Raw genomic sequence first — 25376 nt, forward strand, 5'->3', positions numbered from 1 at the left:
GTACACTGAGACTGTATACTGAGACTAGATTAAACTAGAAAGTCCCCGTCTATTATTAGCAATTCGACACCTTTAGTTGTAATAGAGCGATGAGAACTCATATCGTCAGAAACAATATAAGTCATTCCTTTTGTTAATGTCATTTTTTCACCGTTATCTAATTCGCTGATGAAATCTCCTTTCAAACAATGCACAATGTGTCCTTTTTGGCACCAGTGATCAGCAAGATAATTTTTACTGTAAACAACTTTTCGAACACGTAAACCTCCTAATTGTATGGTCTGCCAATAAGCAGTTCCGGTTTCTCCTATGTGTTCTGTTTTTTCAATTTGACTCCAATCAATCGTCTGAAAAGGTATTGTAGACATTTTTTTTGTGGTTTAGATAGTTAGTAGTTATATTTAAAACAAAAAAAATCCTCAGTTTTAAAAATGAGGATTGATTTTTTTATGTTGTGAGTTTAATTTCGTTTCAAAACTTTATATTGTTCATAACAAGCGCTTATTGCATCCATAATCTGGAGGTCGTTTGCTGTCTGAATAAATGAATCAGAATAGTTGCAGCGATGCATAATTTCAGGAATTTCGTCTTTGCTGATGCCTAATAATACTGCAACGGTTTCACGATCATATTTCGATTCTAAAAGCGTTCGTACGGTATCGTCTTTTTTCATCTCTTTTAACTTCTTGAGTTCTTTTCCGTTCTTTCCAAAGAAATTATAGAGCATATCGGCGGGGTTAAAAATCGAACCAAGGACTTTTCCAAAAGCATTTGGCGCATATTCTCCAGCTTCATAACCCTGAGTAAGTCCAGAAATGCTGTAACGATAGTTTTCTTTTGTCGGAATTAATTTAGAGTCAATTTCAAGATAACCTGTTAGAGAGAAAGGAGCAATAACAACCTCTTCTAAAGCAATTGCTTTTTCAGTAAGCTGAATTCTAGTTACTTTATTTTTTATCCAGTCATTTGTAACTCTAATTCTTAATGATTGAAATCCTAGAATAGAAAAATGAAGTGTATCGTTGACTTGTACGTCAATTTCAAAATATCCTTTTTCGTCAGATTTTGCACCACGCACTTTGTTGGTGTTGATAATATTTACTCCGGCAAGTGGTTGTTTGCTGTCGTCATTAATAACGTAACCTGAAACTCTTTGTGGAACTGTTGGTTGTGTATCTTGCGTATCTTGTGCAAAACCAATGTTGGCGAGAAGTGTAAAAAAGAAAATTGCGAAATATTTCATATCCTGATTTAAAGTTCTAAAAGTAGTAAATAGGGATTAAATATCTCGCAGTCTTGGAATTTAATTATAAGAAAATTAACAAAGACATTGATAAGATTATTAGATATAAGAAAAAATCCCAAATTCCGTATAAAATTGGAATTTGGGATTTTGTATTTTAAGAAATTGAAGTATTAATCTCTTCTTGATCTTCTTGGTCTTGAGCTATCGCCAAAGTTTTCTGAACGTCTTGGAGCTCTGTCTGAACCGCCTTCGCTTCTTGGGGCAGAGCTTCTGAAACCGCCTTCTCTTCTTGGAGATGAGTTTCTGTCGCCTCTAAAACCTCCATCACGAGATCCGCCTTCGCGTGAACCTCCATCTCTTGAAGAATTTCTATCGCTTCTGAATCCGCCTTCACGTCTTGGAGCAAAATTTCCTTCTCTTCTTCCAGAATCACGTCTTCCACCACGGTTGTTGTGATCACGTCTTCCTCCGCCATCATTTTTAGAAATCTCAACATTGATACGACGACCTTCCAATTGAACGTTGTTTAAAACATCCATTACTTTGTCAGTATGCTGTGGATCTGTGTTAAAGAAAGAGAAACCTTCTTTTACATCTACTTTAAAGATATCATCGCGACCTAAATCTAATGTTTCTTTCAAGTAATCTTTTAATGACATCCAATCGAAATTATCTCTAGAACCGATGTTTACAAAATAACGAACTGCTCCATTATTGCTGAATTCTCTTGGCTCAGAATCACCTCTTTCGCGTCTTTCGCCGCCACCTACAGAGATATCTCTATTCTTCTTGTAATAAGTGATGAAACGGTTAAATTCTACTGAAACCATTTTCTTAATCAATTCTTCTTTAGATAAATCTTCAAGAACATTATTGATTGCTGGTAAATAGTTGTCAATTTCGTGATCAACTTCAGTGTCTTTAATTTTGTTTGCTAAGTGTAATAACTGAATTTCGCAGATTTCGATTCCAGATGGAATAGATTTTTCTTCGAATTTTTGTTTGATGATTCTCTCGATAGAAGAAATTTTACGTAACTCGCTTTTTGTAACAATTACAATAGAAGTTCCTAATTTTCCAGCTCTACCAGTACGTCCTGAACGGTGGTTGTAAGTTTCGATTTCGTCAGGTAATTGGTAGTTAACAACGTGAGTTACATTATCAACATCAATACCACGTGCAGCAACGTCAGTAGCAACAAGCATCTGAATTTGTCTTCCACGGAACGATTTCATTACACCATCACGTTGCGCTTGAGATAAATCTCCGTGTAACGCAGCGGCGCTATAACCATCTTCAATTAATTTCTCAGCAATAGCTTGTGTGTCTCTTTTTGTACGACAGAAAACCACTGAGAAAATGTCTGGATTAGCATCAGCTAAACGTTTCAAAGCTTCGTAACGGTCACGAGCATTAACTAAATAAAATTCGTGAGAAACTGTAGATGAACCTGAGTTTTTAGTTCCTACAGTAATTTCTAATGGTTCGCTCATGAATTGTTTTGCAATTCTAGCAACCTCTTGCGGCATAGTTGCAGAGAACAACCATGTGCTTTTTTCGTCTGGAGTATCTGATAAAATAGATACGATATCATCATAGAATCCCATGTTTAACATCTCATCAGCCTCATCAAGAACACAGTAATCTATGTTTTTAATGTTTACTAAACCTCTGTTAATCATGTCTTGCATTCTTCCTGGAGTTGCCACAATAATTTGTGCACCTCTCTTTATTTCTCTTGCTTGCTCTGTTATACTAGCTCCTCCGTAAACTGCTACCACATTAATACCTTTTTCGTATTTTGAGTAGTTTTTAAGTTCGTTAGTAATCTGTAAACATAACTCGCGTGTTGGCGATAAAACTAATGCTTGTGTATTTCTGTTGTCGGCATCAATTTTTTGAATTAGCGGAAAACCGAAAGCTGCCGTTTTCCCTGTCCCTGTTTGAGCCAACGCAACCATATCCGTGTCTTTTTCCAATAATAGGGGAATCGCCTTTTCCTGTACCTCTGACGGATTTTCAAATCCTAGATCTAAAATCGCCTTCAGTAACGATTCATTCAATCCTAATTGTTCAAATTTATTCATATGTGTTTTAAAATAGGGTGCAAAATTACTGTTAATTATTCAGATAAACTAATGCAATTTTAAGAATTATGTATTTGTTAAGAATTGATTATCAAAAAGTTACAGTTTTATTAAAATAATTTTTTGCAAGAAATGAGGAAACACGCCAAAAAATACGTCGTGAAATGTAAAATTTAGCCTCTAAAATGTTGTATTTTAAACAATTATTTTGTGGTGCTCAGAAAATCAATTAGTTGCTTAACCGCTTTTCCGCGATGACCTATAGTGTTTTTGGTTGTTAAAGGCAATTCTGCAAAGGTCTCATTGAAATTTTCAGGTTTAAAAATGGGGTCATAGCCAAAACCATTTGTGCCTGTTTTGGTTAAGGTAATGTCTCCTTTTGCAATTCCGGTAAACAAATATTGCTTTCCATTTAGGTTTAATGTTATAACGGTCTTGAACTGGGCACTGCGGTTTTCTTCATTTTTTAAAGCTTCCAGGAGCTTGTTCATATTATCATCAGCGTTTTTTTGTTCGCCTGCATATCTCGCAGAATAAACTCCAGGTTCTCCATTTAAAGCATTTACTTCTAAACCTGTATCATCGGCAAAACAATCATAACCATATTTTTTGGTTACATAATCGGCTTTTAAAATGGCATTTCCTTCAATGGTATCGGCTGTTTCCGGAATATCTTCAAAACAATTAATATCTTCTAAGCTTAATATTTTGATGCTTTCTGGGAGCATGCTTTGAATTTCTGCGATTTTATTTTTGTTGTTTGAAGCGAAAACGAGTTTCATAGAATATTGTGTTTAAATGATTTTCAACACAAATTTAGAATTCTTATATTTGATATGTTAGCTAAAATTCAAATAAATGCAATTATCAGTACTTTATAAAAAAATCTTGCCTTTTGTAAAGCCGTACAGAAAAATGGTAATTGCTACTTTACTGCTCACATTTTTAGGGTCATTTGCAGCGCAGGTAAATGCCGTAATTCTAAAATATACCGTAGATACCATAAATAATCTGATGGTAGCGCATGAACCATTATCAAAAGGATTTCATCTTTTAGGAATTATTAGTATCGTCTTGTTAACTAAAGAATTGGTTAATTCTGTGGTTCAATTTGGACAAAAATTCTATGGCGAAAAACTCCGAATTTTTATTACGCGTGATATTTCTCAAACCATAGTAGAAAAAATTCTAAGCTATAGAATGGAGTTTTATACTTCTGATGAAAATGAAAGCGGAAAACTGCAGACTAGAATTGATGCAGGAATTAGCAGTTTAACGCGTTTGGTGCAAAATTTCTTTATTGATATTTTGCCTTTGTTTGCTAACGCTTTCGTGGCTTTGGTAATTATGTTTTATGCTAATGTTTATGTGGGTTTGGTAAGTTTGTGTATTATTCCGATTTACTTTTATATTAGTCAATTGCAAGCAACGAGATTGAGTGGATTCCGACGAAGAATGCGCAATTATCGTGAAACTAAAAACAACGGGATCATTAGTTTAATTGAATCCATAACGGTAATTAAGTCCTTTGTACGCGAATCTACAGAAGCCGATCGTCATGAAAAGATTCAGTTTGAGATGACCGAAAATCAGCTGCAAACCAGAAAAACCAGTTTTATTTTTGAAAGCGTTAAAAGCTTTGTCGAACAGATTGGAGTGGTAATTATCATTATTTTGACTGCTTATTTCGTTTTGAATAATCAAATGACAATTGGTGCGATTATGTTTCATATTATGCTGTTTAATAATGTTTCGTCACCAATTAGACAATTACACCGAATTTATGACGAGGTAAATGATGCGCTTATCTATTCTGAAGGATTCTTTGATATCTTGGAAGCAGAAAAAGAAGTTGAAACCAGTGGAGATTATATTCCAGAAAAAATTGTTGGATTAATCGAAGTCAAAAATGTCGATTTTGTATATCCAAACGGAACCCAAGCACTTTACGATATTAATTTTACCGTCAAACCAAATGAAACATCAGCTTTGGTTGGATTAAGTGGAGCAGGAAAAAGTACTATTATCAATTTGCTGGATAAATTTTATCTTCCCACATCAGGACAGATTTTTCTAGATGGAGTTGATTTGGTGGAATACAATACAGACTTTTTGCGTAAAAATATTGGTTTGGTACTTCAGAAAAATCACATTTTTAAAGGCACAATTGCAGAGAATATTTTATACGGAAATCCTGAAGCGTCGCATGAAGAAGTTATTGAAGCGGCAAAACAAGCTTATATTCATGAACAAGTGGTGCAACTGCCAAAAGGTTACGATTCAGATGCGCATTTGCTTTCAGGCGGCCAGCAGCAGCGCATCGCTATTGCTAGACTTTTTCTAAAAAATCCGCCGATTATTTTTCTTGATGAACCAACGGCAAGTTTGGACGCCATCGCGACAGAACAGATTAAGAAATCTTTGGATGCCATCAAAAAAGATAGAACCGTGATTATTATATCGCACAGCATTTCCCAGATTATTGATGCTTCTAATATTATAGTTTTAGAAAAGGGAAGATGTGTAGAAAAAGGAACTCATGATGAATTGTATGATAATAAAGGAACATATTATCAAATATTTATGGCAATGGCCAATAGTTTGAATATTGAAAAAATCACACAGACTTTTGATTGAAATAATTCAGTGTAATTTTCTCAGTCATAAAAACAACAAAAATTCCAAAAGTGTAAGCCAGAATATCTTCCCAAAGAAATCCCTGACCTAAAACATATCTTCCAAAAAATGTTTTTCTGAGTTCTATCATCCATTCGCCTTGATACAATTGTAGAAATTCAATTCCATAACAAATCAATAGAGAAAGGAATGCAATTGCGAAAGCATTTCTGAATGGAAGAAATATTCTAACCAGAAAATAAATCATCACTGCGTACAGAAAATCACCAATCCATAATGGAATAAAGGATATTTTTCTAGAAAGGATCCCGAGGAAAGTGATACTTAGAAAAGCTAAGAAATAGGTAATTCTGGTTTTGTTCAAGTTGATATTGGGTTTTAGTTAAAACAAATGTATATAATCAGTTGTAATTCCTCTTTGTCAAAGTTTAAAAACAAGAGTATAAGAAATTTTAGTTTTACACAGAATAGCCACAATTTTTGTCATTTCGACGAAGGAGAAATCTCTCTAAGAAGCTCGACAAAGATTGGATTTTCTTTGCGGAGTTATTTGTGAAGATTTCTCCTTCGTCGAAATGACAAAAATGCGTAAAAAATAGCTTTATGATTTATTTTTTATCAAAGTACCTTATAATATTGGTTTTAAACTTTGACAAAGAGAAGCATAACAGGAAAAAGTCTAAATAAAATAGTACATCAATAATCCATTTTTAGGTAACAAAAAGTACAAAAACGGAATAGAGTCACTTTATTTTATAAATTTATCAGTTAATTAATTATCTATCAAAATAACCACATGAAGGCAAAATTTTTTACCCTGATTGCAGCTTTGTTTCTTTTAGGAAACCAAGGCTATTCTCAAAAAGACAATTCGTTTAATATTAAAAAGCAATTGGATTATTGCGCAGAACAAGCTTCAAAAACTTTAAAAGTAATTCCAAATGATGGGACTTCTCCTAGAACGGTTCCAAACGGAAGTAAAGAATGGAAATTTGTAGGTTATAAAGATTGGACAAGCGGATTCTGGCCTGGAGAATTGTGGTTTTTGTATGAAGCAACGAAAGATAAAAAATGGGAAAAAGAGGCTGATAAATTTAGTCGTTTTTTAACGCCATTATCTACTAGTAAAGCTGCTGATCATGATTTAGGTTTTCAAGTTTTTAATAGTTTTGGAAATGGATACAGATTGACTAAAAATCCAGAATACAAGCAAATTATTTTAAGAACTGCCGATACATTGGCAACGCTTTTTAATCCAAAAGTAGGGACGATTCAGTCTTGGCCTCACAATAAAATGGGCGGACACAATACTATTATAGACAATATGATGAATTTGGAGCTTTTGTTTTGGGCTTCAAAAAATGGCGGAAGTAAAAAATTATACGACATAGCTGTAAAACATGCCGAAACTACAATGGCAAATCATTTTAGACCAGATAATACGTCTTATCATGTTATAATTTATGATTATGAAACTGGAAAAAAGATCAAAGGAAGAACAGCGCAAGGATATAGTGATGACAGTATGTGGGCGCGCGGTCAGGCTTGGGCGATTTACGGTTTTACGATGACCTATAGAGAAACAAAGGATGTTAAATTTTTAGATTTTGCTCATAAATTGGCTCGTGTTTATTTAGATAAATTAACTACCGAAGATTTAGTGCCGTATTGGGATTTTAATGCGCCAAATATTCCTAATGAACCTCGAGATGCTTCGGCGGCGGCAATTGTTTCTTCGGCACTTTTAGAATTAAGTTCGTACACAAAAGACAAGAATCTAAAAGCAGAATATTTGACGAAAGCCAAAAAGATGATTGTTTCGCTTTCAAATAATTACCAAAGCCATGATGTAAATTCGGCATTTTTACTGCATTCAACAGGACATAAACCTGCAAATAGTGAGATAGATTGTTCTATAAATTACGCAGATTATTACTATCTTGAGGCATTATTAAGACTTCAAAAATTAAAATAGAAAATTATGCTAAAGAAAATAAGCCAGATTGCCTTTGCAATAATGATGGTATTGATGCTTGTAAGCTGTAAAAATACCAAACAGAAACTTCAAGAGTATGTTGTTACGTACAATAAAAACATTGCTCCAAGTTTTAGAGCCGAAAATGTAACGCTTACTACAGCAAGAGGTTACATTAATGATAATAAAATTGAATTGAGATTTGAAACTGGCTTAGACCAAAATGAAGGCAATAAATTAGCTTCTTCTATATCATTTGTAAAGTTGATAAGATCGATGATTGAAAAAGATGAGATTCCAAGACAATTAATAGAAGAGGGGGTACAATTTGATGTTTACTTTTTGGCAAATGATAATACTGTTTTAGATAAAGAGGTGCTTACAGGGGAATCTCTTAAATATATTTTGAAATAATAAATCACATTTTTACAGGAAACCGATCATTTTGATTCTTACATATTAAAAGTCTCTTTAAAGTTTATTTAAAGAGATTTTTTTGTAATTACAGTTAAAAATTAAGTGTAAATGAGACGTTTTTATTCTTACAAATTTTACTCTTTTAGGCAGATAATCGGTTTGTATTCAAAGAATTATATGTGTGCTTTTTGTAATCGAATGTTGTTTTTATGTTATGAATTAATTATGTTTGAGTTAAAAAATAACTATTAAATCAAAAAATTATGAAAAAAATTACCCAAATCGCATTCGTGCTTACTTTTGCATTATTTTTAATTAGCTGTAAAAATACCAAACAGAAAATTCAGGAACATGTAAGTAATTACAATAATTCTGTTTCTATAAAAGGAAGTGGTATTACCAGTACAGCAGCAAAAGCTTTTCTGGATGATAATAAAATCGAAATTAGAATCGAAACCAATTTAGAAGAAAACGATGCAAATAAATTAGCCTACAAAGAATCTTTTCCAGATTTATTGAAAGAGATGATTAAGAACGACCAGATTTCTTCTTCTCTTATTGCTGAAGGAGTAAAGTTTGATGTGTATTTCTTAGCTTATAATAATGCTATTTTGGCGCAGGAATTAGTTGACCAAGATGAGCTGGCAGTTTTGGAAGGAACAGCTAAATCAAAAGAGACAGCAAAATTGTAATTAAAATAGATTTTAACAAAAAGCCTCTTCAGTTTTGAAGAGGCTTTTTGTTTATGAGAACTGAGTAACGTTTTTCAAGTTATCTGGGAAATAAAGTTCTGATAAATTAGTAAACTCATCTCCACGCATAAATATGTTGATATCAACATCTGCAAATGAAGTTTTTCCAGCCGCAGCCAAAAGTTCATTTGCCGCATGAAGCGTGTTTTTATGAAAGTGATACACTCTTTCAGATTTATCTGTAACAACCAAACCTTTCATCAACATCTTATTTTGTGTGGCAACTCCAGTTGGGCATTCATTATTATGACAGCGCAATGCTTGAATGCAGCCTAAAGAAAACATAAATCCTCTTGCGCTGTTACACATATCTGCGCCCAACGCAATCGCATGTAGAATAGAATAACCAGAGATGATTTTTCCGCTTCCAATAATGCGCATTTTATCACGAATACCTAAACGTACCAATGTTTTATTTACAAAAATCAAAGCAGGTTCAAAAGGCATTCCTACTCCGTCTGCAAATTCAAGAGGAGCAGCTCCTGTACCGCCTTCTGCACCGTCAACAGTAATAAAATCTGGGTAAGTATCTTCGTTGATCATTTCTTGACAGATAGCTTCAAACTCAGCTGTATTTCCTATACATAATTTAAATCCGATTGGTTTACCATTAGATAGATCACGTAATTGTTTAATAAACTGAATTAGTCCATTAGCATCAGAAAAAGCATGATGGCCTGGAGGAGAAAGAATCATCGTGTGTGGCACGACGCCTCTAATTTTAGCAATTTGTTCTGTGTTTTTTCTTGCAGGAAGAACACCACCATGACCTGGTTTAGCACCTTGAGAAATTTTGATTTCGATCATCTTTACATTTGGAAGATTGGCTTTTTCTTTGAAGTTTTCAGGGCTGAAATTTCCTTCTGCATCACGGCAACCAAAATATCCTGTTCCAATCTGCCAAGTAATGTCTCCGCCTCCAGCAAGGTGAAATTCTGTTAATCCGCCTTCTCCTGTATTTTGATAAAAATTTCCTTTTTGCGCTCCAATATTAATGGCACGAACAGCATGTTCGCTCAACGAACCAAAACTCATTGCCGAAACGTTAAATAAAGAAGCAGAGTAAGGCTGTTTACAATCTTTTCCACCCACTAATACGCGAGGTAATTCTTCGTTTACTTTTGCTGGAAAAATAGAATGTTTTATTCCTTCGTAATTTTCTGTATTTAAGTTTAATTGCGTTCCGAAAGGTGTACTAGAATCAATGTTTTTAGCTCTTTGATACACTAAAGAACGCTGATTTCTTGAAAAAGGTTTTCCGTCTGTAGATCTTTCGATAAAATATTGCTGAATCTCAGGCGCAATCATTTCAAATAAATATCTGAAATATCCCAAAACTGGAAAGTTCCTTAAAATAGCATGTTTTTCTTGAGATGCGTTGTAGACTCCGACAATTAGCAAAAGCGGAATAATAAATACGAGTAAATAGCCTCGTCCGGTATAATAATAAATTGCAGCAACAATTATAAACAATAAGAATCCGTAAATGAAGAATTTTTTTCTCATGTTTTAAAAAAATTAAATAGTAATAAATGCGATAATTAGTTGAATCTTAAACGTACATAGACGTGTTTGATTCCTTTTTTGTCTGACTCCCTTTCATCGATTTCCAAAATATCTGTAAGCGATTTAAGCATTGGAGTCAGTTTTGAATAACCATAATTTCGAGGATCAAATTCAGGTTTTTTCTTTACGATTAGATTTCCGACATCCCCAAGAAACGCCCAGCCATCATCATCTTCAATGTCTTCTATAGTAGCTTCAATTAGTTCTATAGTCTGTTTATCAATTTTATGAAGAGCTTTTTCTGCTGGTTTTTCAATTGGCTTTTTGGTATCAGTAGCGGTTGTTTTAGGTTTTTTCTTTTGAATTGCTCCATCCAAAACCTCAATATAAATAAATCGGTCGCAGGCCACAATAAACGAGTTTGGCGTTTTCTTTTCTCCAATTCCGATTACTTTCATTCCCGATTCGCGAAGCCTCACAGCAAGTCTTGTAAAATCGCTGTCGCTAGAAACAATGCAAAAGCCATCTAATTTTCCAGAATAAAGCAAATCCATAGCATCAATAATTAGAGCAGAATCTGATGAATTTTTTCCGACCGTGTAACTATATTGTTGAATAGGAGTGATAGCATGTTCTAATAAAACACCTTTCCAGCCATTTGCATTTGGTTTTGTCCAATCGGCATAAATCCTTTTCGTAGTTGGTGTTCCTAGTTTTGCAATTTCTTCCATCATACCTTTTACATTGCTGTAGGGCACATTGTCAGCGTCAATAAGAACTGCCAGTTTTAAATCTTTTGAATTGCTTAAAGGCATTTGTTAAATATTTAAAATTTAATACTCTCAAAGTTAAAATTAAAATTGGTTTTTATCAGAATTGAATGATGAATATATGTTTTTATGACTATTAATTAGTTTCATTATAAATAATGTTTGCTCTTTAGGAAAATAATTAAAGATAAATTTGTCTTTTATTAAAAACCTCTCTATCTTTGTCTAGAATTAATTAAGGATGTATGTTTTCAAAAGCGTGTGAATACGGAATAAGAGCTTCAATATTTATTGCGACCAAATCTTCTAAAGGGATTAGGGTTGGAATAAAAGATGTAGCAAAAGAAATTGATTCGCCAGAACCATTTACAGCCAAGATTATGCAGATTTTGACAAAAAGTGGCATAATTAATTCGACAAAAGGAGTAGGAGGCGGATTTGAAGTTTCGCCAGAGGCATCAAAATCTATTAAGTTAATTCAGATTGTAGATGCTATTGATGGAAACAAAATTTACAGCGGCTGCGGAATTGGATTAAAAGAATGCTCAGAAGAACATCCTTGCCCAGTTCATCACGAATTCAAGAAAATACGTGGACTGCTATTAGAAATGCTTAAAAATACAACTTTAGAACAGCTTGCTTCTGATGTAAAATCGGGAGATTTCTTTCTTAAAGCAACAAATGCGAACAATTAATATTATTAAATATCTTAAAAATGAATACAAAAACCAAAATTTCAGTACTAATCCTAATGGGATTTCTAGCAGTTACTTCTTGCGGTAAAAAAGAAACAGCTCCAGCTGATCAAACAGAAACAACTGAACAGTCTACAGAGGGTGAAGCTGCTCCTGTAACTTCAACGGAAGAAAATGTTTTAGTTATTGAAGGAAATGACCAAATGCAGTTTAATACAAGTGAATTGAAAGCTGTTGCTGGAAAACCAATTAAATTGACTTTGAAACACGTTGGAAAAATTCCGAAAGAAGCAATGGGACACAATTTAGTGATTTTACAGGAAGGAACAGATCAAGCTGCTTTTGCTTTAAAAGCTAATGATGCCAAAGCGACTGATTATATTCCTGAATCTGAAAAAGCTTCAATCATTGCACACACTAAATTAATTGGTGGTGGAGAAGAAGACACAATCGAGTTTACAATTGATAAAAAAGGATCATACCCATTTATTTGCTCTTTCCCTGGTCACGTAGCCATGATGAAAGGTGTATTAATTGTTGAGTAAATAAACAAAAGCTCCAAATGCTGTAACTGGCTTTGGAGTTTTTTTAAAAACTAATAAAAGATAAAAATGTCTTTTATTGAATGAAAAAAGAATGAAAAGAGAAAAAAAATTATGGATAGTATTTGCATTGGTAATGAGTATATCATTTGCAGTGCTAGGTTATTATGGTTATGAGATTTATCAGCAAGCGCCACCAGTACCAAAAGAAATTGTAACCGATTCTGGAAAAGTTGTTTTTAGCGAAAGCGAAATTAAGGATGGACAAAATATCTGGCAAAGTATAGGAGGCCAGGAAGTAGGATCAATCTGGGGACACGGCGCCTATGTGGCCCCAGACTGGACTGCAGATTGGCTGCATAGGGAAGCCGTTTTTATATTGGATATTTATGCTAAAAAAGACTTCAATAAAAAGTATGAAGAATTGGATGCCGAAAAACAATCAGCTCTAAAGGTTCGCTTGCAGAAAGATTTAAGAACCAATCGATATGATGCTCAAACAGGTATACTTACCATTTCTGAAAACCGTTTGGCAGCGATTCAACATTTAAGCGAATATTATAAAGGACTTTTTACAAATGATCCTCAATTTGATAAGTTGAGAGAAGAATATGCGATTCCGAAAAACTCGATTAAAGATGTGGAGAGAATGCATAAAATGAATGCCTTTTTCTTCTGGGCAACTTGGGCAACAGTTACCAATCGTCCTAATGGAGATATTTCGTATACACATAACTGGCCGTCAGATGATTTGGTTGGAAATACTGCCACAACAGAACTTTTGGCTTGGTCTGGAGTAAGTATTATTTTATTGATTTTAAGTGTTGGAATCTTAGTTTTCTATCATGCAAAATCGGGTGAAGAAGAAGAATTTCCGCTTCCAAAAGAAGATCCGCTTATTAAGCAGGGAAAAACCAAATCTATGGGCTTGGTGACCAAATATTTCTGGATTGTAAGTCTACTGATGGTTCTGCAAATGGTTTTCGGAATCATAACAGCGCATTATGGAGTTGAAGGAAATGGTTTATACGGAATTCCGATTGATAAAATCCTGCCTTATGCTGTAACACGTACATGGCACACACAATTGGCGATTTTCTGGATTGCTACGGCTTGGCTGGCAACTGGATTGTACATTGCTCCGGCAGTTTCGGGGAAAGATCCTAAATTTCAATGTTTTGGAATTAACTTCTTATTTGTCGCTTTACTAATTATTGTTTTGGGCTCAATGGTTGGGCAATGGTTTGGAGTAATGCAAAAGCTGAATTTAGTTCAAAATTTCTGGTTTGGACATCAAGGTTATGAATATGTTGATTTAGGTCGTTTCTGGCAGATTTTCCTTTTAGTTGGACTGTTTTTATGGCTGGCTTTAATGATTCGTCCGTTACTTCCAGTTTTAAAGAAAAAAACAGAAGAGAAAAATCTAATCATTTTGTTCTTAGTTTCTTGTACTGCAATTGCCATGTTCTACGGAGCTGGATTAATGTGGGGAAGACAAACCAATCTAGCCATTGCAGAATATTGGAGATGGTGGGTCGTTCATCTTTGGGTTGAAGGTTTCTTTGAAGTATTTGCAACAGTTGTAATTGCGTTTTTGTTTGTTCGTTTGGGATTATTAAAAACAAAAACGGCTACTTTAAATGTGCTTTTTGCAACCATTATTTTCATGTCTGGAGGTATTTTAGGAACATTTCACCACTTATATTTCTCAGGAACGCCAACGGCAATTATGGCTTTAGGAGCAACATTTAGTGCTTTAGAAGTTGTGCCTCTAACTTTAATAGGTTTTGAAGCGTATCAAAACTATAAAATCTCAAAATCAACACAATGGATTGCCGATTACAAATGGCCAATTTATTTTATGATTTCTGTAGCATTTTGGAATTTTCTCGGAGCCGGAATCTTCGGATTTATAATTAATCCGCCAATTGCCTTGTACTATGTTCAAGGATTAAACACAACGCCTTTGCATGGACATACAGCTCTATTTGGGGTTTATGGAATGTTGGGAATTGGGCTGGTATTATTTGTATTGAGAAGTTTATACCGAAATGTAAGCTGGAATACTAAACTGCTTAAAATCACTTTTTGGTCATTAAATATTGGATTATTTCTGATGGCAATCTTGAGTTTGCTTCCAATTGGAGTGTGGCAGGCAATTGAAAGTATCAGTAACGGAATGTGGTATGCTCGTTCATCAGAATTGATGCAGCAGCCAGCAATGATTACTTTAAAATGGCTTCGCGCAATTGGAGATTCTATTTTCGGAATTGGATTTATTACAATGGCTTGGTTTGTATTTGAACTGACATTAAAAAACAAAAAATAAAAACACGTTAAAATTAATTATCATGGAAAATTTAAAAAATAAAACAATAGGATCATTTGTAGCTGAAGATTTTAGAACAGCTGCAGTATTCTCTAAATATAGAATTGATTTTTGCTGCAAAGGAAACAGGACAGTTACTGAAGTTTGCGAAAAACAAAATATTGATGCAGATGCTTTACTAGAAAATGTATTGCAAGTTGTACAATCAGAAAACAATGGAACGATCGATTTCAATTCATGGCCATTAGATTTATTGGCAGATTATATTGAGAAAACACACCATCGTTATGTCGAAGAAAAAATAAACGTTTTACTTCCGTTTTTAGATAAATTATGCAAAGTGCATGGTGCAAATCATCCTGAGTTATTCAAAATCAATGAACTGTTTATTGGCTGTGCAGGAGAATTATCTCAGCACATGAAAAAAGAAGAATTGGTTTTATTTCCATTTGTAAAAAGGATGGTGAAAACGAAAGATACAGACGGAATTTTACATCAGCCATCTTTCGGAACCGTTTCTAATCCGATTGCGATGATGATGCATGAACACGACAATGAAGGCGAACGTTTTAGAGAAATCGCTACGTTGACAGATAATTATACTCCGCCAGCAGATGCTTGTACGACTTACAGAGTGACTTTTGCTATGCTGAAAGAGTTTGAAGCAGATCTGCATAAACACATTCATTTGGAAAATAATATTTTGTTTCCAAAAGCTGTGATTTTAGAAAAAGACTTTGTTGAAGTAGAATAAAGGTTAATTTTAATAGTGGAAAAAGCACCGATAAAATATCTAAACATGATAATTATCGGTGTTTTTTATTTCAAGAAATCTTACTTTTAATTGAAATTAAACACATAGAAACATAGATTTTAAAGCTTAAAAAGATGATTTTAGAAAATCTAGATTTTCACACATAGCTATGTGTATTAATGCAAGTGAAACGCCTTTTAAGCGTCTAGAAAATCTATGTTTCTATGTGTTTAAATAAAAATATAATCTATGAATTCTCAAAAAAGCTGGATACTGTGCTGTTTTTTTAATTTTCTGATGGCCTGCGTTTTCGGATTATTAATGCGTTTTATGTATCTCTTTCCTTTAGATTTTTTGAACTATAGTTTTCTGCTTCATGCGCATTCGCATGTTGCGATGTTAGGCTGGGTTTATATGATCGTTTATGTTTTGGTTGTTCATTTTTTTATTCCAAAAGAAAAAAGCCAGAAACCAATTTATAACCGTTTATTTTGGCTGACAGAATTTTCAGTAATCGGAATGATGATTGCTTTTCCAATTCAAGGATATGCTTTGTTTTCGATCGTATTTTCAACCATGCATATTTTGCTGAGTTATGTTTTTTGCCGTTTAGTTTGGAAAGACGGCTTAAGAGATAAATCGTCATCGCAAAGACTTTTATTGACTTCAATTTTATTTATGGTTTTGTCGACTTTTGGAGTTTGGTGTCTGGGTCCGGCCGTGAGCACGTTAGGAAAACAAAGTGCTTTTTATCAAATTGCGATTCAGTTTTTTCTTCATTTTCAATTTAACGGCTGGTTTATACTGGCGATTTTGGCTTTGTTTTTAAAGCAATTTCAAAATAAAATTGATGAGGTAAAGTTTAAGAAGTTTTACTTTCTAATGGTTGCTTCTACGCTATTGACAGTTTGTTTTCCAGTGCGTTGGTTTATCGAAAATGATATTTTGAGTTATATCAATGGCTTGGGGGTTTTAATACAATTAGGAGCATTTATTTGTTTTTATAAAATGTTACAGCCTCAAATCAGTCATTTCAAAAATACTTTAGATAAAACAACTAAAATGGTTTACGGTTTGGCTTTATGTTCTTTGTTTTTGAAAGTCGGAATTCAATTGCTGACTCTTTTTCCAAATTTGGCCGAAGTTTCACATCAAATTAGAAATTTTGTAATTGGATTTATTCACTTAACTACTTTGGGAATCATAACAGGATTTTTGTTTGGAATTTTACTGCAGAATAAAATACTTTCTGCTGATTCTTCAATATTGAAAATAGGAGTGAAGTGTTTTATTTTAGGATATATTACAACCGAAGTTTTATTGTTTCTGCAAGGCTGGTTTTTCTTTTTTGGAGAAGGAAGCATTCCAGGATATTTTCAGAGTATTTTGATTTTTAGTATTCTTTTGGTTTTGGGGTTGGTTTTAATAATGACTTCAATAGTTAAACGAAAATCATATTGTCATAGTAAATAAGTCCGAGCAGGACGGCATTTTTATAGCTGAGAGATGACATATTGTAAAGCTTCGGAGAAGCGAAATATTTATAGAAAGCGTTTGGCAAAGATAAAAAGCTCCAGCGGAGCGACATAATTATAGAATCATATTAGGATTGTAATTTGTTAACCTGATAAATATTTCGCTTCACTGGAGCTCTATGTAGTTGGTTTAGATTTTTCTATAAATATTTTGCTTCTCCGAAGCTTAACTTAGCTTTTTAAATAAAAAACAAGAGTCAATTTATTTCTAAACTTGCTCTTGCTTCTTACTAATTAACCTATTTATCTAATGATTTTTTTATTTTAAACACATAGAAACATTCCCGATAGCTATCGGGATTGCAAACGCATAAAAGGAGTTTCACTTACATCAATGCACATAGCTATGTGTTAAAATCTAGATTTTTTAAAATTATCTTTTTTTACTTTCTTAAAAATCTATGTTTCTATGTGTTTAAAAATTATGTCTATATTTTTCCTGCTTCTAAATTTATTGTTTCGATTGTTTTTTCATTATTTACACCTAAACCTTCTTGCTGAAAAACCAATTCTCCTTCTGGATTAAAAACACTAATAATGTTCGAATGTGAGAAATCTATTGGAGAGATTTTTTTATAATTGACAGCCAAAACTGCAGCAAATTCTCGTGTGTTTTCTTCTGTTGAACGAAGAAAAATCCAAGGATCTTGATTCATTTTATTTTCAATTGCGAACGATTTTAATCTTTCTGGAGTATCTGTATTTGGATCTATACTGACCAAAATCAGTTTTACATGCTGTTTTGTTTGTTTCTCCAGTTTTGATTCAATATCCCGCATATCTGCCACTAATCTAGGACAAGCCGATTTGCAACTGGTATAAATCATAACCATTACAAGGACATTTCCTCTAAGCGATTTCAATTCAATATCCTTTCCGTCTTGTGTTGTCCATTTTGAGGGAAGATTATAAATTGATAAATCGCTGATTTCCTTTTTTGTTTCTGCTTTAACCTCTTTTTTATCTGCTTCCTTACAGCTGTAAAATGAGAATAGGAGAAGAAAAGCAATTGCTATTTTTTTCATTGTAAACTAATTTTAAATTAGATTTTCGGTTTTGTTGTGCTGGCGCATCTAAAGCCCAGATTTCGTGTTGAATATTGCGCTTTCAAGCTCCCACGGAACGCGTAACGCATAAATGCTGCATAATCCATTAAATCGGATGCGTTTACAGATCCGCTTCCGCAAAAGAGGTTTTTGTCTGTACTTTTATCTTTTCTAGATTCTCCTGATAAAAAGATACTGTTGAAATCAGAAGTCCATTCCCAAACCAAACCGTGCATATCGTAAACTCCCCAATAATTTTTGAAAGTTTTTCCAATTTCATTTTCATACGTTCTTGATTTCTCATACCAAGACAAAATGTATTCGTTGAATTCCTTTTTGGTTCTAGCATCTATTTTTTTTGTGTCTGCCATTGCTACATATTCCCATTCATCCATTGTTGCCAGACGTTTTCCTTGGCATTCGCAGTATTTTTTTGCTGCAAACCAAGAAACACTTGTTACGGGCGATTTAGGTTTGGCATTTCCAAAATCAAAATCAGTTGCCCAATAAGAGAGATAACTTTTATCAGCAAAAATTCCTTTAATTTTCGATTTTTGATAAGAAGGATTTCTTTTGACAAACTCTAAAAACTCACTATTTGTAACTGGATAAATGTCTATATAAAATGATTTTACAGCGACAGGTTTTTGAGAAACAGCTCCATAAAGAGGGACATAAGATCCCTCTTTTATGAAAGCCATTTCTTTTTCCTGAGCTTTCATGACACTAGACACAGAGAAAAAGATAGTTAGTATGAAAATGTATTTTTTCATGCTGAATGTTTGCTGCTTATCTTAAAGCTTTTACCATTTCTGGCGTAATTTCGGTTTTATTGTTGCCCCAACTATTATAAATGTAGGTCAATACATTTGCAATTTCATCGTCAGATAAATTCTGAGCAGGCATTACGTTGTTGTATTTTTTACCATTAACTGTTACCTCTCCTGTTAAACCATGCAGAATGGTTTTTATGGCACGTTTAGAATCAGCGTTTAAATAATCTGATTTTGCTAAAGGAGGGAAAGTGCTCGGAATTCCTTGTCCTTCAGATTGATGGCAAGCAAAACAAGTTGTTCCAAAAATTTCTTTACCAATATTAATTTTCTCAGCAACTGTTCGTTTCGGAATTGCAGTTTTTGCAGCTGATCCGCCTGGCATTTTTTGGATTGTTCCACCTTCAGGCAGATAAATACCTTCTTGAATTGTTCCAGAATAAATGTTCTTATTTTCTTTTCCTTCCACTTTTAGCATTCCTAGTGCTCCTTTATTAAATGCTCTAAAAATAGAGTGGTCAACCAAAATGAAAGTTCCTGGAGTTTCAACTTTGAAATCAACAATTGCGGCACCGCCAGCAGGAATTAAGGTTGTCTGAACATTTTTGTTGATTGTACTTCCGCCTTCAATATGTACACTATCGAAAATTTCTCCAATAACATGGAAAGAAGAAACCAAATTTGGTCCGCCGTTTCCAACAAACAGACGAACAGTTTCTCCAACTTTTGCTGTTAATTCATTTCCATTTGTTAAAGACCCAACTTTTCCATTAAATACAACATAATCAGGAGTTTCTTTTACGGCTTTATTCATGTCAAATGGCTGAAGACCTTTTGCTCCATATTCGCCTTGAGTATAAAAATCACCCTGCATTACATAGTATTCTTTATCAACAGGAGGAAGTCCACCTTCAGGTTCAACAAGAATCAATCCGTACATACCATTTGCAATATGCATTCCAACAGGAGCAGTAGCACAGTGATAAACATATAATCCAGGATTTATAACTTTAAAGCTGAACACTTTTTCATGCCCTGGCGCTACAAGAGATGAGGTTGCTCCACCACCTGGGCCAGTTACGGCATGTAAATCTATATTGTGAGGTAATTTATTATCAGGATGGTTTTTTAAGTGAAATTCTACTTCATCACCAACGCGTGTTCTGATGAAGCTTCCAGGAACCGAACCGCCAAATGTCCAGTAGGTATATTTTACACCATCAGTCATTGTTCCTTCTTGTTCTTTAATTTCCATGTTTAGTTTTAGCTTCATGGCGGTTCTGTTTCCAACTGGTTTTGGAACGTGTGGAGGAGATGTGAGTTCAGCATCCATTTCGCCTTCAGTCATAATGTCTGAATAACTTTTAGCTTCTTCTTTTTTGCAGCTGCCCAAAATCAGCAGCATAAATAACGAGCACATAAGAAAGCTCGTTTTAATCCAGGTTTTGTTAGTTCTTTTCATGATATATTTAGATTTTATTTTGCGTTAAATTTCTAAACAAAAATAAAAGACTTTTTTATCCTTTATTATGATATTAATCATGTTTTTACACAATTACAGAGCTAAGGGCTTTTAGGGATTAAACAAATATACGTAAAATCTTATTATTTTATGTAAGCATAATATTTTTGAATAAAAATAATTGAGGCTCTTCATTTTAAATTAATAATGATTATTTTTGCTCGCTGATTAAGTAAAAAAAATTACTACAATATATTATGGTAAAAGATTTATTCGAAAGAATTCAGGACAATAAAGGACCATTAGGAAAATGGGCTTCTCAAGCAGAAGGTTACTATGTTTTCCCAAAGTTAGAAGGAGAGTTGGGTCCTAGAATGCAATTTCACGGAAAAAATATTTTAAACTGGAGTTTAAATGATTATTTAGGTTTAGCAAATCATCCAGAGGTTCGTAAAGCAGATACAGATGCAGCAATTCAGTTTGGTGCAGCATATCCAATGGGAGCTCGTATGATGTCTGGACACACTACGTATCACGAACAATTAGAAAATGAATTAGCTGAATTCGTAATGAAAGAATCTGCTTATTTATTGAATTTTGGTTACCAAGGAATGGTGTCTATTATTGATGCTTTGGTTACTAAAAATGACATTATTGTTTATGATGTTGATTCACATGCTTGTATCATTGATGGTGTTCGTTTACACATGGGGAAACGTTTCACATACAAACACAATGATCTTGAAAGTATGGAAAAAAACTTGCAGCGTGCTACTAAAATGGCAGAAGAAACAGGCGGAGGTATTTTATTTATTACTGAAGGTGTTTTCGGAATGCGCGGACAGCAAGGGAAATTAAAAGAAATTGCTGAACTAAAGAAAAAATACAATTTCAGATTATTAGTAGATGATGCTCACGGTTTTGGTACTTTAGGTAAAACTGGTGCTGGAGCAGGTGAGGAGCAAGGAGTTCAAGATCAGATTGATGTTTACTTCTCTACTTTTGCAAAATCTATGGCTAATATTGGTGCTTTCGTAGCTGCTGATAAAACGGTTATCGATTATTTGAAATACAACTTGCGTTCTCAAATGTTTGCTAAAGCTTTACCAATGATTCAAACAATTGGTTCTTTGAAACGTTTAGAGTTATTACGTCAATCTTCTGCAATTAAAGACAAGCTTTGGGAAAACGTAAATGCATTGCAAAACGGTCTTAAAGAAAAAGGATTTAATATTGGAGATACAAATACTTGTATTACACCAGTTTACTTAGAAGGAAGTATTCCTGAGGCAATGGTGATGGTGAACGATTTAAGAGAAAATTATGGTATTTTCCTTTCTATTGTAGTTTACCCAGTTATTCCAAAAGGAATTATCTTATTGAGAATGATTCCAACAGCTTCTCATACATTAGAAGATATCAATGAAACGTTAACAGCTTTCGAAGCAATCCGCGAGAAACTGACTAACGGAACTTATAAAGAAATTGCAGAACGTACAACTGTTGACGTTTCGTAATGACTTAAGAAAATAAATTCTCGAAACATGGGAATTATGTAAAAGAATCCATTCGTTATGCGAATGGATTTTTTTTATTTAAAGTAACTTTATTTCATAATCAACAAAATAAAAGACAAATATGAAAAAAGTACTTACAATAGCTGTGATAGCGCTGTTTGTTTTTGCTTCTTGTAAAAAAGAAACAACGACAACAGAGCCAGTACAAATTACACCAAGTCCGCCAAAAGAAGCTGAAATTGTTGAACCTGCTGGAGATCAATGTTATGCTTGGAAATCTAATGGAAGTATTATTGAGATGAGTTTTAATGTTAACTCACATCAAGAGGTAAACGGAAAACTAAGCTATAATTTGGTTGGAAAAGATAAAAATGAAGGAACTTTAATAGGCAACATGAAAGGTGATACTTTGGTTGCTGATTATACCTTTAACTCTGAAGGTGCTTCATCTGTTCGAGAAGTTGTCTTTCTACAAAAAGACGGGGCTTTTATTGAAGGATACGGAGATGTTGTAGAAGCAAATAATAAAGTTTCTTTTAAAGATAAATCAAAACTAAAATTTGATGCCAAAAATACTTTGATTAAAGTAGATTGCAAAGTAGAGTAATGATGTGTTTTATAAAGTGAAAAATCCATTCGTTTGGGGGCGAATGGATTTTTTTATTTTTAAAGATATTTTCGTATTTAAGTTGATTTGTAAAGCGCTAGAATTTTAGATTCACTTTAAAACTGTACACTAAAAACTGTAAACTGATGACTAAAAAAATTAAAGGTTCTTCAAATAAGTCTTTCTCTGGCAGTGAATAATTGGGTCAAAGTTTTTCCATAGTAAATGAATAGCATTATTTTCTAATAACTCTGGCGTTCTAATGCAAGTCTGAATTCCTTTGGCAGAAAAAGTCTTGTAATATTCATCAAAAATAATAGCGGTTACACCTTTATTCTGATATTCAGGATGAACTCCGATGAGGTAAAAAACAACATCTTTACTATGTTTTTTAGCCTTTAGTAATTGCAGAAAACCAAATGGGAATAGTTTGCCTCTTATTTTTTGCAACGCTTCAACAAAACTTGGCATTACAATACTAAAAGCTACTAGTTTATCATCTTTATCAACCACAAATTTGATGTATTCTGGATTGATAAAACTGATGTATTTCTTTTTAAAATACTCTTTCTGTACATCAGAAATAGCTACAAACGAAGCCAGTTTTTCATAAGATTCGTTAAACAAATCAAACATTTTGTCTACGTGAGGCATAATGTCTTTTGTTTTGGTAAAATTAAGCGCTTTTAGTCCGTAACGTTTCTTAATTAACTCTTGTGCTTTTTGGAAAAATTCTGGTTTAACATTAGAAAAAGGAAATATACTTTCTATATATTGTTTTTCAACCTGAAAGCCTAATTCCTCAAAATGTCTCACATAATATTCATGATTGTACCATGTAATCATAGTCCCAACTTGATCAAATCCTTCGGTAAGAACCCCAACTTTGTCTAGATTTGAAAAACCCATTGGCCCTTCAGCGTGTTCTAAGTTGTGTTTTCTTCCCAATTCATATACTTTTTCAAGAAGAGCTTTAGTAACTTCAATATCATCAATTACATCAAACCAACCAAAACGAACTTTTCTTTTATGTTGATTGTTAACCTCAGACCAGTTGATAATAGCTGTAATACGGCCAACAATTTTATTGTCTCTGTATGCTAAATAAAAATAAGCTTCGGCATTATCAAAAGCTGGATTTTTAGTTTTATCAAAAGATGCCAATTCATCTGAAATAATAGGCGGTACCCAATACGGATTGTCCTTGTATAATGAAAAAGGAAATTTGATGTATTCGGTTAATTCTTTCTTGCTTTTGGCTTCTTTAATTGTAATCATTATATGGTATTGAGAGTCTTTAAAAAAGATCTAGTTATTTATGTTTATTCGTATTTCGCTTTACGTTTTCTTTCTCTTTCTTGATAATCTATTGGTTTCTCATTGTCAGGATTCTTTTTTGCTTTTGCGGCTGCTTTGTTTTCTATCTGTTTTTCTTTGTACCAGCCATCATAGCGCCATGAAACTCCAACTCCGCCATATAAAATTGACGGCGTATTCTTAAAATTAGTGCTTATAGAAGCATCAACCTGTAAGTTTGAAGAAAGCAAATAAGCAGCACCTGTACGCAGAATTGAATCGCTGTAAAAGTCGCTTTTATATCCTTGATTTTCAATAAAACCAGACCAACGGTCATTAAATCCGTGCGTCAAAGTTAATATATATCCGTAACTTGGATAGTCTGTACCGATATAATCTGCAATAATATTGGTAACAAAGACCCAAGATCCTCCTCCAAGAAGGTTTTGGGTAATAATCGAAACCTTAGGAGAAATGGCTCCATCTGGAGAAAAATAATATGGATTGTCGGCACCAACGAAATTAGCTCCTGCAAATACCGAAACCGCAGGAATCAGCTCGCGCCACTGAAAATTACGATTGGCTTTGTAGCTGTAAATATTCACTTCTCTTTTGTAATTTTTATACGGATCGTAAATAAGATATTTAGCTCCTAAAACAGTTTGTCTAAAATTGTTCTTTTTGTAGCTTGTGTACGGAGTATCATAATTAGCTGCTTGATATTGTAGATCAGCAATAAATTCTAATTGTTCTAGAAAAGCACCAAATCTTATGGTTAAATCAGTGCCAAATCCGCTACCATCGTAGTCTAATAAATCGTGTTTTTCTTTAATGCCATAAACACCAAGTTCGGCCTGAATTACAGATTTTCCAACAGCATAAGCTGACATAGTTTCGCCAGGACGGTTGGAATTAATAACGTCGGTGTATTGCGCAAAAAATAGTTGTGGAATAAAAAAAAGTACCGGGGCAAGTAAGTTTTTAATTTTGGACATATAATTTTTTTTGGATTAAAAAATAATAACGCATTTCAAATGTACATATTTTATTATTTATTTAAGATTCATATTTTATTTTTAAGGAATGGATTTATTAATTTTGGAAAAAAATATATAGTTATGCAAGAAGCATCATTTTCAGGTTTGTTTAAGACCATCATGTGGGTTATAGCTTTTTATTACATTTTTAAATTTTTAGCTAGAATCTTTTTGCCAGTATTGGTTAAAAAGGCGGTAGAGAATGCTAGTGAAAATTTTCAAAGACAACAGCAGCAATATAATCAAGGCAATACATATCAGAACAATCGCAATACAAATAATAATGATGAAATAATCATTAATACTGCTAATGCTAAAAATCCACGCGAAACCAAAAAAGTGGGAGAGTATGTCGATTACGAAGAAATAGATTAGATTTGTGTCCTGAAAATT

Annotated in this window: 24 protein-coding genes; 12 read left to right on the plus strand and 12 right to left on the minus strand. The window is 33.5% G+C overall.

What is annotated here, in order from left to right:
• Positions 1-29: 29 nt before the first annotated feature.
• From DMA14_RS06990 to DMA14_RS07005, 4 genes are all read right to left on the minus strand, one after another.
• Positions 30-368, minus strand: coding sequence for a DHCW motif cupin fold protein (locus DMA14_RS06990; RefSeq protein WP_111378646.1), 339 nt, complete (start codon positions 366-368; stop codon positions 30-32).
• 92 nt (positions 369-460) lie between these two features.
• Entirely contained in the window at positions 461-1243 is a 783-nt protein-coding gene (locus DMA14_RS06995) for a carboxypeptidase-like regulatory domain-containing protein (protein ID WP_111366840.1), read from the minus strand.
• 173 nt (positions 1244-1416) lie between these two features.
• Positions 1417-3333, minus strand: coding sequence for a DEAD/DEAH box helicase (locus DMA14_RS07000; protein ID WP_111424052.1), 1917 nt, complete (start codon positions 3331-3333; stop codon positions 1417-1419).
• A gap of 203 nt (positions 3334-3536) precedes the next feature.
• Positions 3537-4115, minus strand: coding sequence for a non-canonical purine NTP diphosphatase (locus tag DMA14_RS07005; RefSeq protein WP_111424053.1), 579 nt, complete (start codon positions 4113-4115; stop codon positions 3537-3539).
• A 76-nt stretch (positions 4116-4191) separates the two neighbouring features.
• On the opposite strand from DMA14_RS07005, the gene DMA14_RS07010 reads away from it, so the two are divergent.
• Positions 4192-5970, plus strand: coding sequence for an ABC transporter ATP-binding protein (locus DMA14_RS07010; RefSeq protein ID WP_111424054.1), 1779 nt, complete (start codon positions 4192-4194; stop codon positions 5968-5970).
• Here the strand turns inward: DMA14_RS07010 and DMA14_RS07015 are convergent.
• Positions 5951-6334: a ribosomal maturation YjgA family protein gene (locus DMA14_RS07015; RefSeq protein WP_111424055.1), complete on the minus strand. Its 384-nt coding sequence runs from the start codon at positions 6332-6334 to the stop codon at positions 5951-5953. The two genes, DMA14_RS07010 and DMA14_RS07015, sit on opposite strands and share 20 nt — an antisense overlap.
• Positions 6335-6766: 432 nt before the next feature.
• Here DMA14_RS07015 and DMA14_RS07020 point away from each other — a divergent pair, with 432 nt between their 5' ends.
• The 3 genes from DMA14_RS07020 to DMA14_RS07030 all read left to right on the plus strand — a co-directional run bounded on the left by DMA14_RS07020 (position 6767) and on the right by DMA14_RS07030 (position 9054).
• Positions 6767-7945, plus strand: a complete 1179-nt coding sequence (locus DMA14_RS07020) for a glycoside hydrolase family 88 protein (RefSeq protein WP_111424056.1) — start codon at positions 6767-6769, stop codon at positions 7943-7945.
• 6 nt (positions 7946-7951) lie between these two features.
• Entirely contained in the window at positions 7952-8359 is a 408-nt protein-coding gene (locus DMA14_RS07025; RefSeq protein WP_111424057.1) for a hypothetical protein, read from the plus strand.
• Positions 8360-8625: 266 nt separating this feature from the next.
• Positions 8626-9054, plus strand: coding sequence for a hypothetical protein (locus tag DMA14_RS07030; RefSeq protein ID WP_111424058.1), 429 nt, complete (start codon positions 8626-8628; stop codon positions 9052-9054).
• 51 nt (positions 9055-9105) lie between these two features.
• Here the strand turns inward: DMA14_RS07030 and DMA14_RS07035 are convergent, their stop codons facing one another.
• Both DMA14_RS07035 and DMA14_RS07040 read right to left on the minus strand, forming a co-directional pair.
• Positions 9106-10620 (minus strand): FMN-binding glutamate synthase family protein, encoded by a 1515-nt coding sequence (locus DMA14_RS07035; RefSeq protein WP_111424059.1) that lies wholly within the window; start codon positions 10618-10620, stop codon positions 9106-9108.
• Positions 10621-10655: 35 nt separating this feature from the next.
• Complete coding sequence (locus DMA14_RS07040) at positions 10656-11435, minus strand: NYN domain-containing protein (protein WP_111424060.1); 780 nt, start codon at positions 11433-11435, stop codon at positions 10656-10658.
• A gap of 200 nt (positions 11436-11635) precedes the next feature.
• Between DMA14_RS07040 and DMA14_RS07045 the strand changes: the two genes are divergently transcribed.
• The 5 genes from DMA14_RS07045 (at position 11636) to DMA14_RS07065 (ending at position 17183) form a co-directional block, all read left to right on the plus strand.
• Positions 11636-12085 (plus strand): RrF2 family transcriptional regulator, encoded by a 450-nt coding sequence (locus DMA14_RS07045; RefSeq protein WP_111424061.1) that lies wholly within the window; start codon positions 11636-11638, stop codon positions 12083-12085.
• Between the two features lie 20 nt (positions 12086-12105).
• Positions 12106-12630 (plus strand): azurin, encoded by a 525-nt coding sequence (gene azu / locus DMA14_RS07050; protein ID WP_111424062.1) that lies wholly within the window; start codon positions 12106-12108, stop codon positions 12628-12630.
• A gap of 91 nt (positions 12631-12721) precedes the next feature.
• Positions 12722-14956, plus strand: coding sequence for a nitric-oxide reductase large subunit (locus DMA14_RS07055; protein WP_111424310.1), 2235 nt, complete (start codon positions 12722-12724; stop codon positions 14954-14956).
• Between the two features lie 22 nt (positions 14957-14978).
• A complete protein-coding gene (ric, locus tag DMA14_RS07060; protein ID WP_111424063.1) occupies positions 14979-15710 on the plus strand; it encodes an iron-sulfur cluster repair di-iron protein in 732 nt (243 codons plus the stop codon).
• A gap of 249 nt (positions 15711-15959) precedes the next feature.
• A complete protein-coding gene (locus tag DMA14_RS07065; protein ID WP_111424064.1) occupies positions 15960-17183 on the plus strand; it encodes a hypothetical protein in 1224 nt (407 codons plus the stop codon).
• 490 nt (positions 17184-17673) lie between these two features.
• On the opposite strand, the gene DMA14_RS07070 is transcribed toward DMA14_RS07065, so the two are convergent.
• From DMA14_RS07070 to nirK, 3 genes are read right to left on the minus strand one after another with little or no spacing between them, the layout of a single operon-like run.
• Positions 17674-18270, minus strand: a complete 597-nt coding sequence (locus DMA14_RS07070; protein WP_111424065.1) for an SCO family protein — start codon at positions 18268-18270, stop codon at positions 17674-17676.
• Between the two features lie 17 nt (positions 18271-18287).
• Positions 18288-19064: a formylglycine-generating enzyme family protein gene (locus tag DMA14_RS07075; protein WP_111424066.1), complete on the minus strand. Its 777-nt coding sequence runs from the start codon at positions 19062-19064 to the stop codon at positions 18288-18290.
• Positions 19065-19080: 16 nt separating this feature from the next.
• A complete protein-coding gene (gene nirK / locus DMA14_RS07080) occupies positions 19081-20526 on the minus strand; it encodes a copper-containing nitrite reductase (protein WP_111424067.1) in 1446 nt (481 codons plus the stop codon).
• A gap of 257 nt (positions 20527-20783) precedes the next feature.
• Here nirK and DMA14_RS07085 point away from each other — a divergent pair, with 257 nt between their 5' ends.
• Together DMA14_RS07085 and DMA14_RS07090 are read left to right on the plus strand one after the other, a co-directional pair.
• Positions 20784-22043, plus strand: coding sequence for an aminotransferase class I/II-fold pyridoxal phosphate-dependent enzyme (locus tag DMA14_RS07085; protein ID WP_111424068.1), 1260 nt, complete (start codon positions 20784-20786; stop codon positions 22041-22043).
• A gap of 121 nt (positions 22044-22164) precedes the next feature.
• Positions 22165-22650 (plus strand): hypothetical protein, encoded by a 486-nt coding sequence (locus tag DMA14_RS07090; RefSeq protein ID WP_111424069.1) that lies wholly within the window; start codon positions 22165-22167, stop codon positions 22648-22650.
• Between the two features lie 159 nt (positions 22651-22809).
• Here DMA14_RS07090 and DMA14_RS07095 read toward each other — a convergent pair whose 3' ends face one another.
• Positions 22810-23928, minus strand: coding sequence for a GTP cyclohydrolase (locus DMA14_RS07095; protein ID WP_111378627.1), 1119 nt, complete (start codon positions 23926-23928; stop codon positions 22810-22812).
• A gap of 44 nt (positions 23929-23972) precedes the next feature.
• Positions 23973-24941, minus strand: coding sequence for a transporter (locus DMA14_RS07100; protein WP_111424070.1), 969 nt, complete (start codon positions 24939-24941; stop codon positions 23973-23975).
• A 123-nt stretch (positions 24942-25064) separates the two neighbouring features.
• On the opposite strand from DMA14_RS07100, the gene DMA14_RS07105 reads away from it, so the two are divergent.
• A complete protein-coding gene (locus tag DMA14_RS07105) occupies positions 25065-25358 on the plus strand; it encodes a DUF4834 family protein (protein WP_111378714.1) in 294 nt (97 codons plus the stop codon).
• Positions 25359-25376 lie beyond the last annotated feature (18 nt).

It is taken from the genome of Flavobacterium sharifuzzamanii (genome assembly GCF_003254585.1).
In the GTDB taxonomy this organism is placed as follows: domain Bacteria; phylum Bacteroidota; class Bacteroidia; order Flavobacteriales; family Flavobacteriaceae; genus Flavobacterium; species Flavobacterium sharifuzzamanii.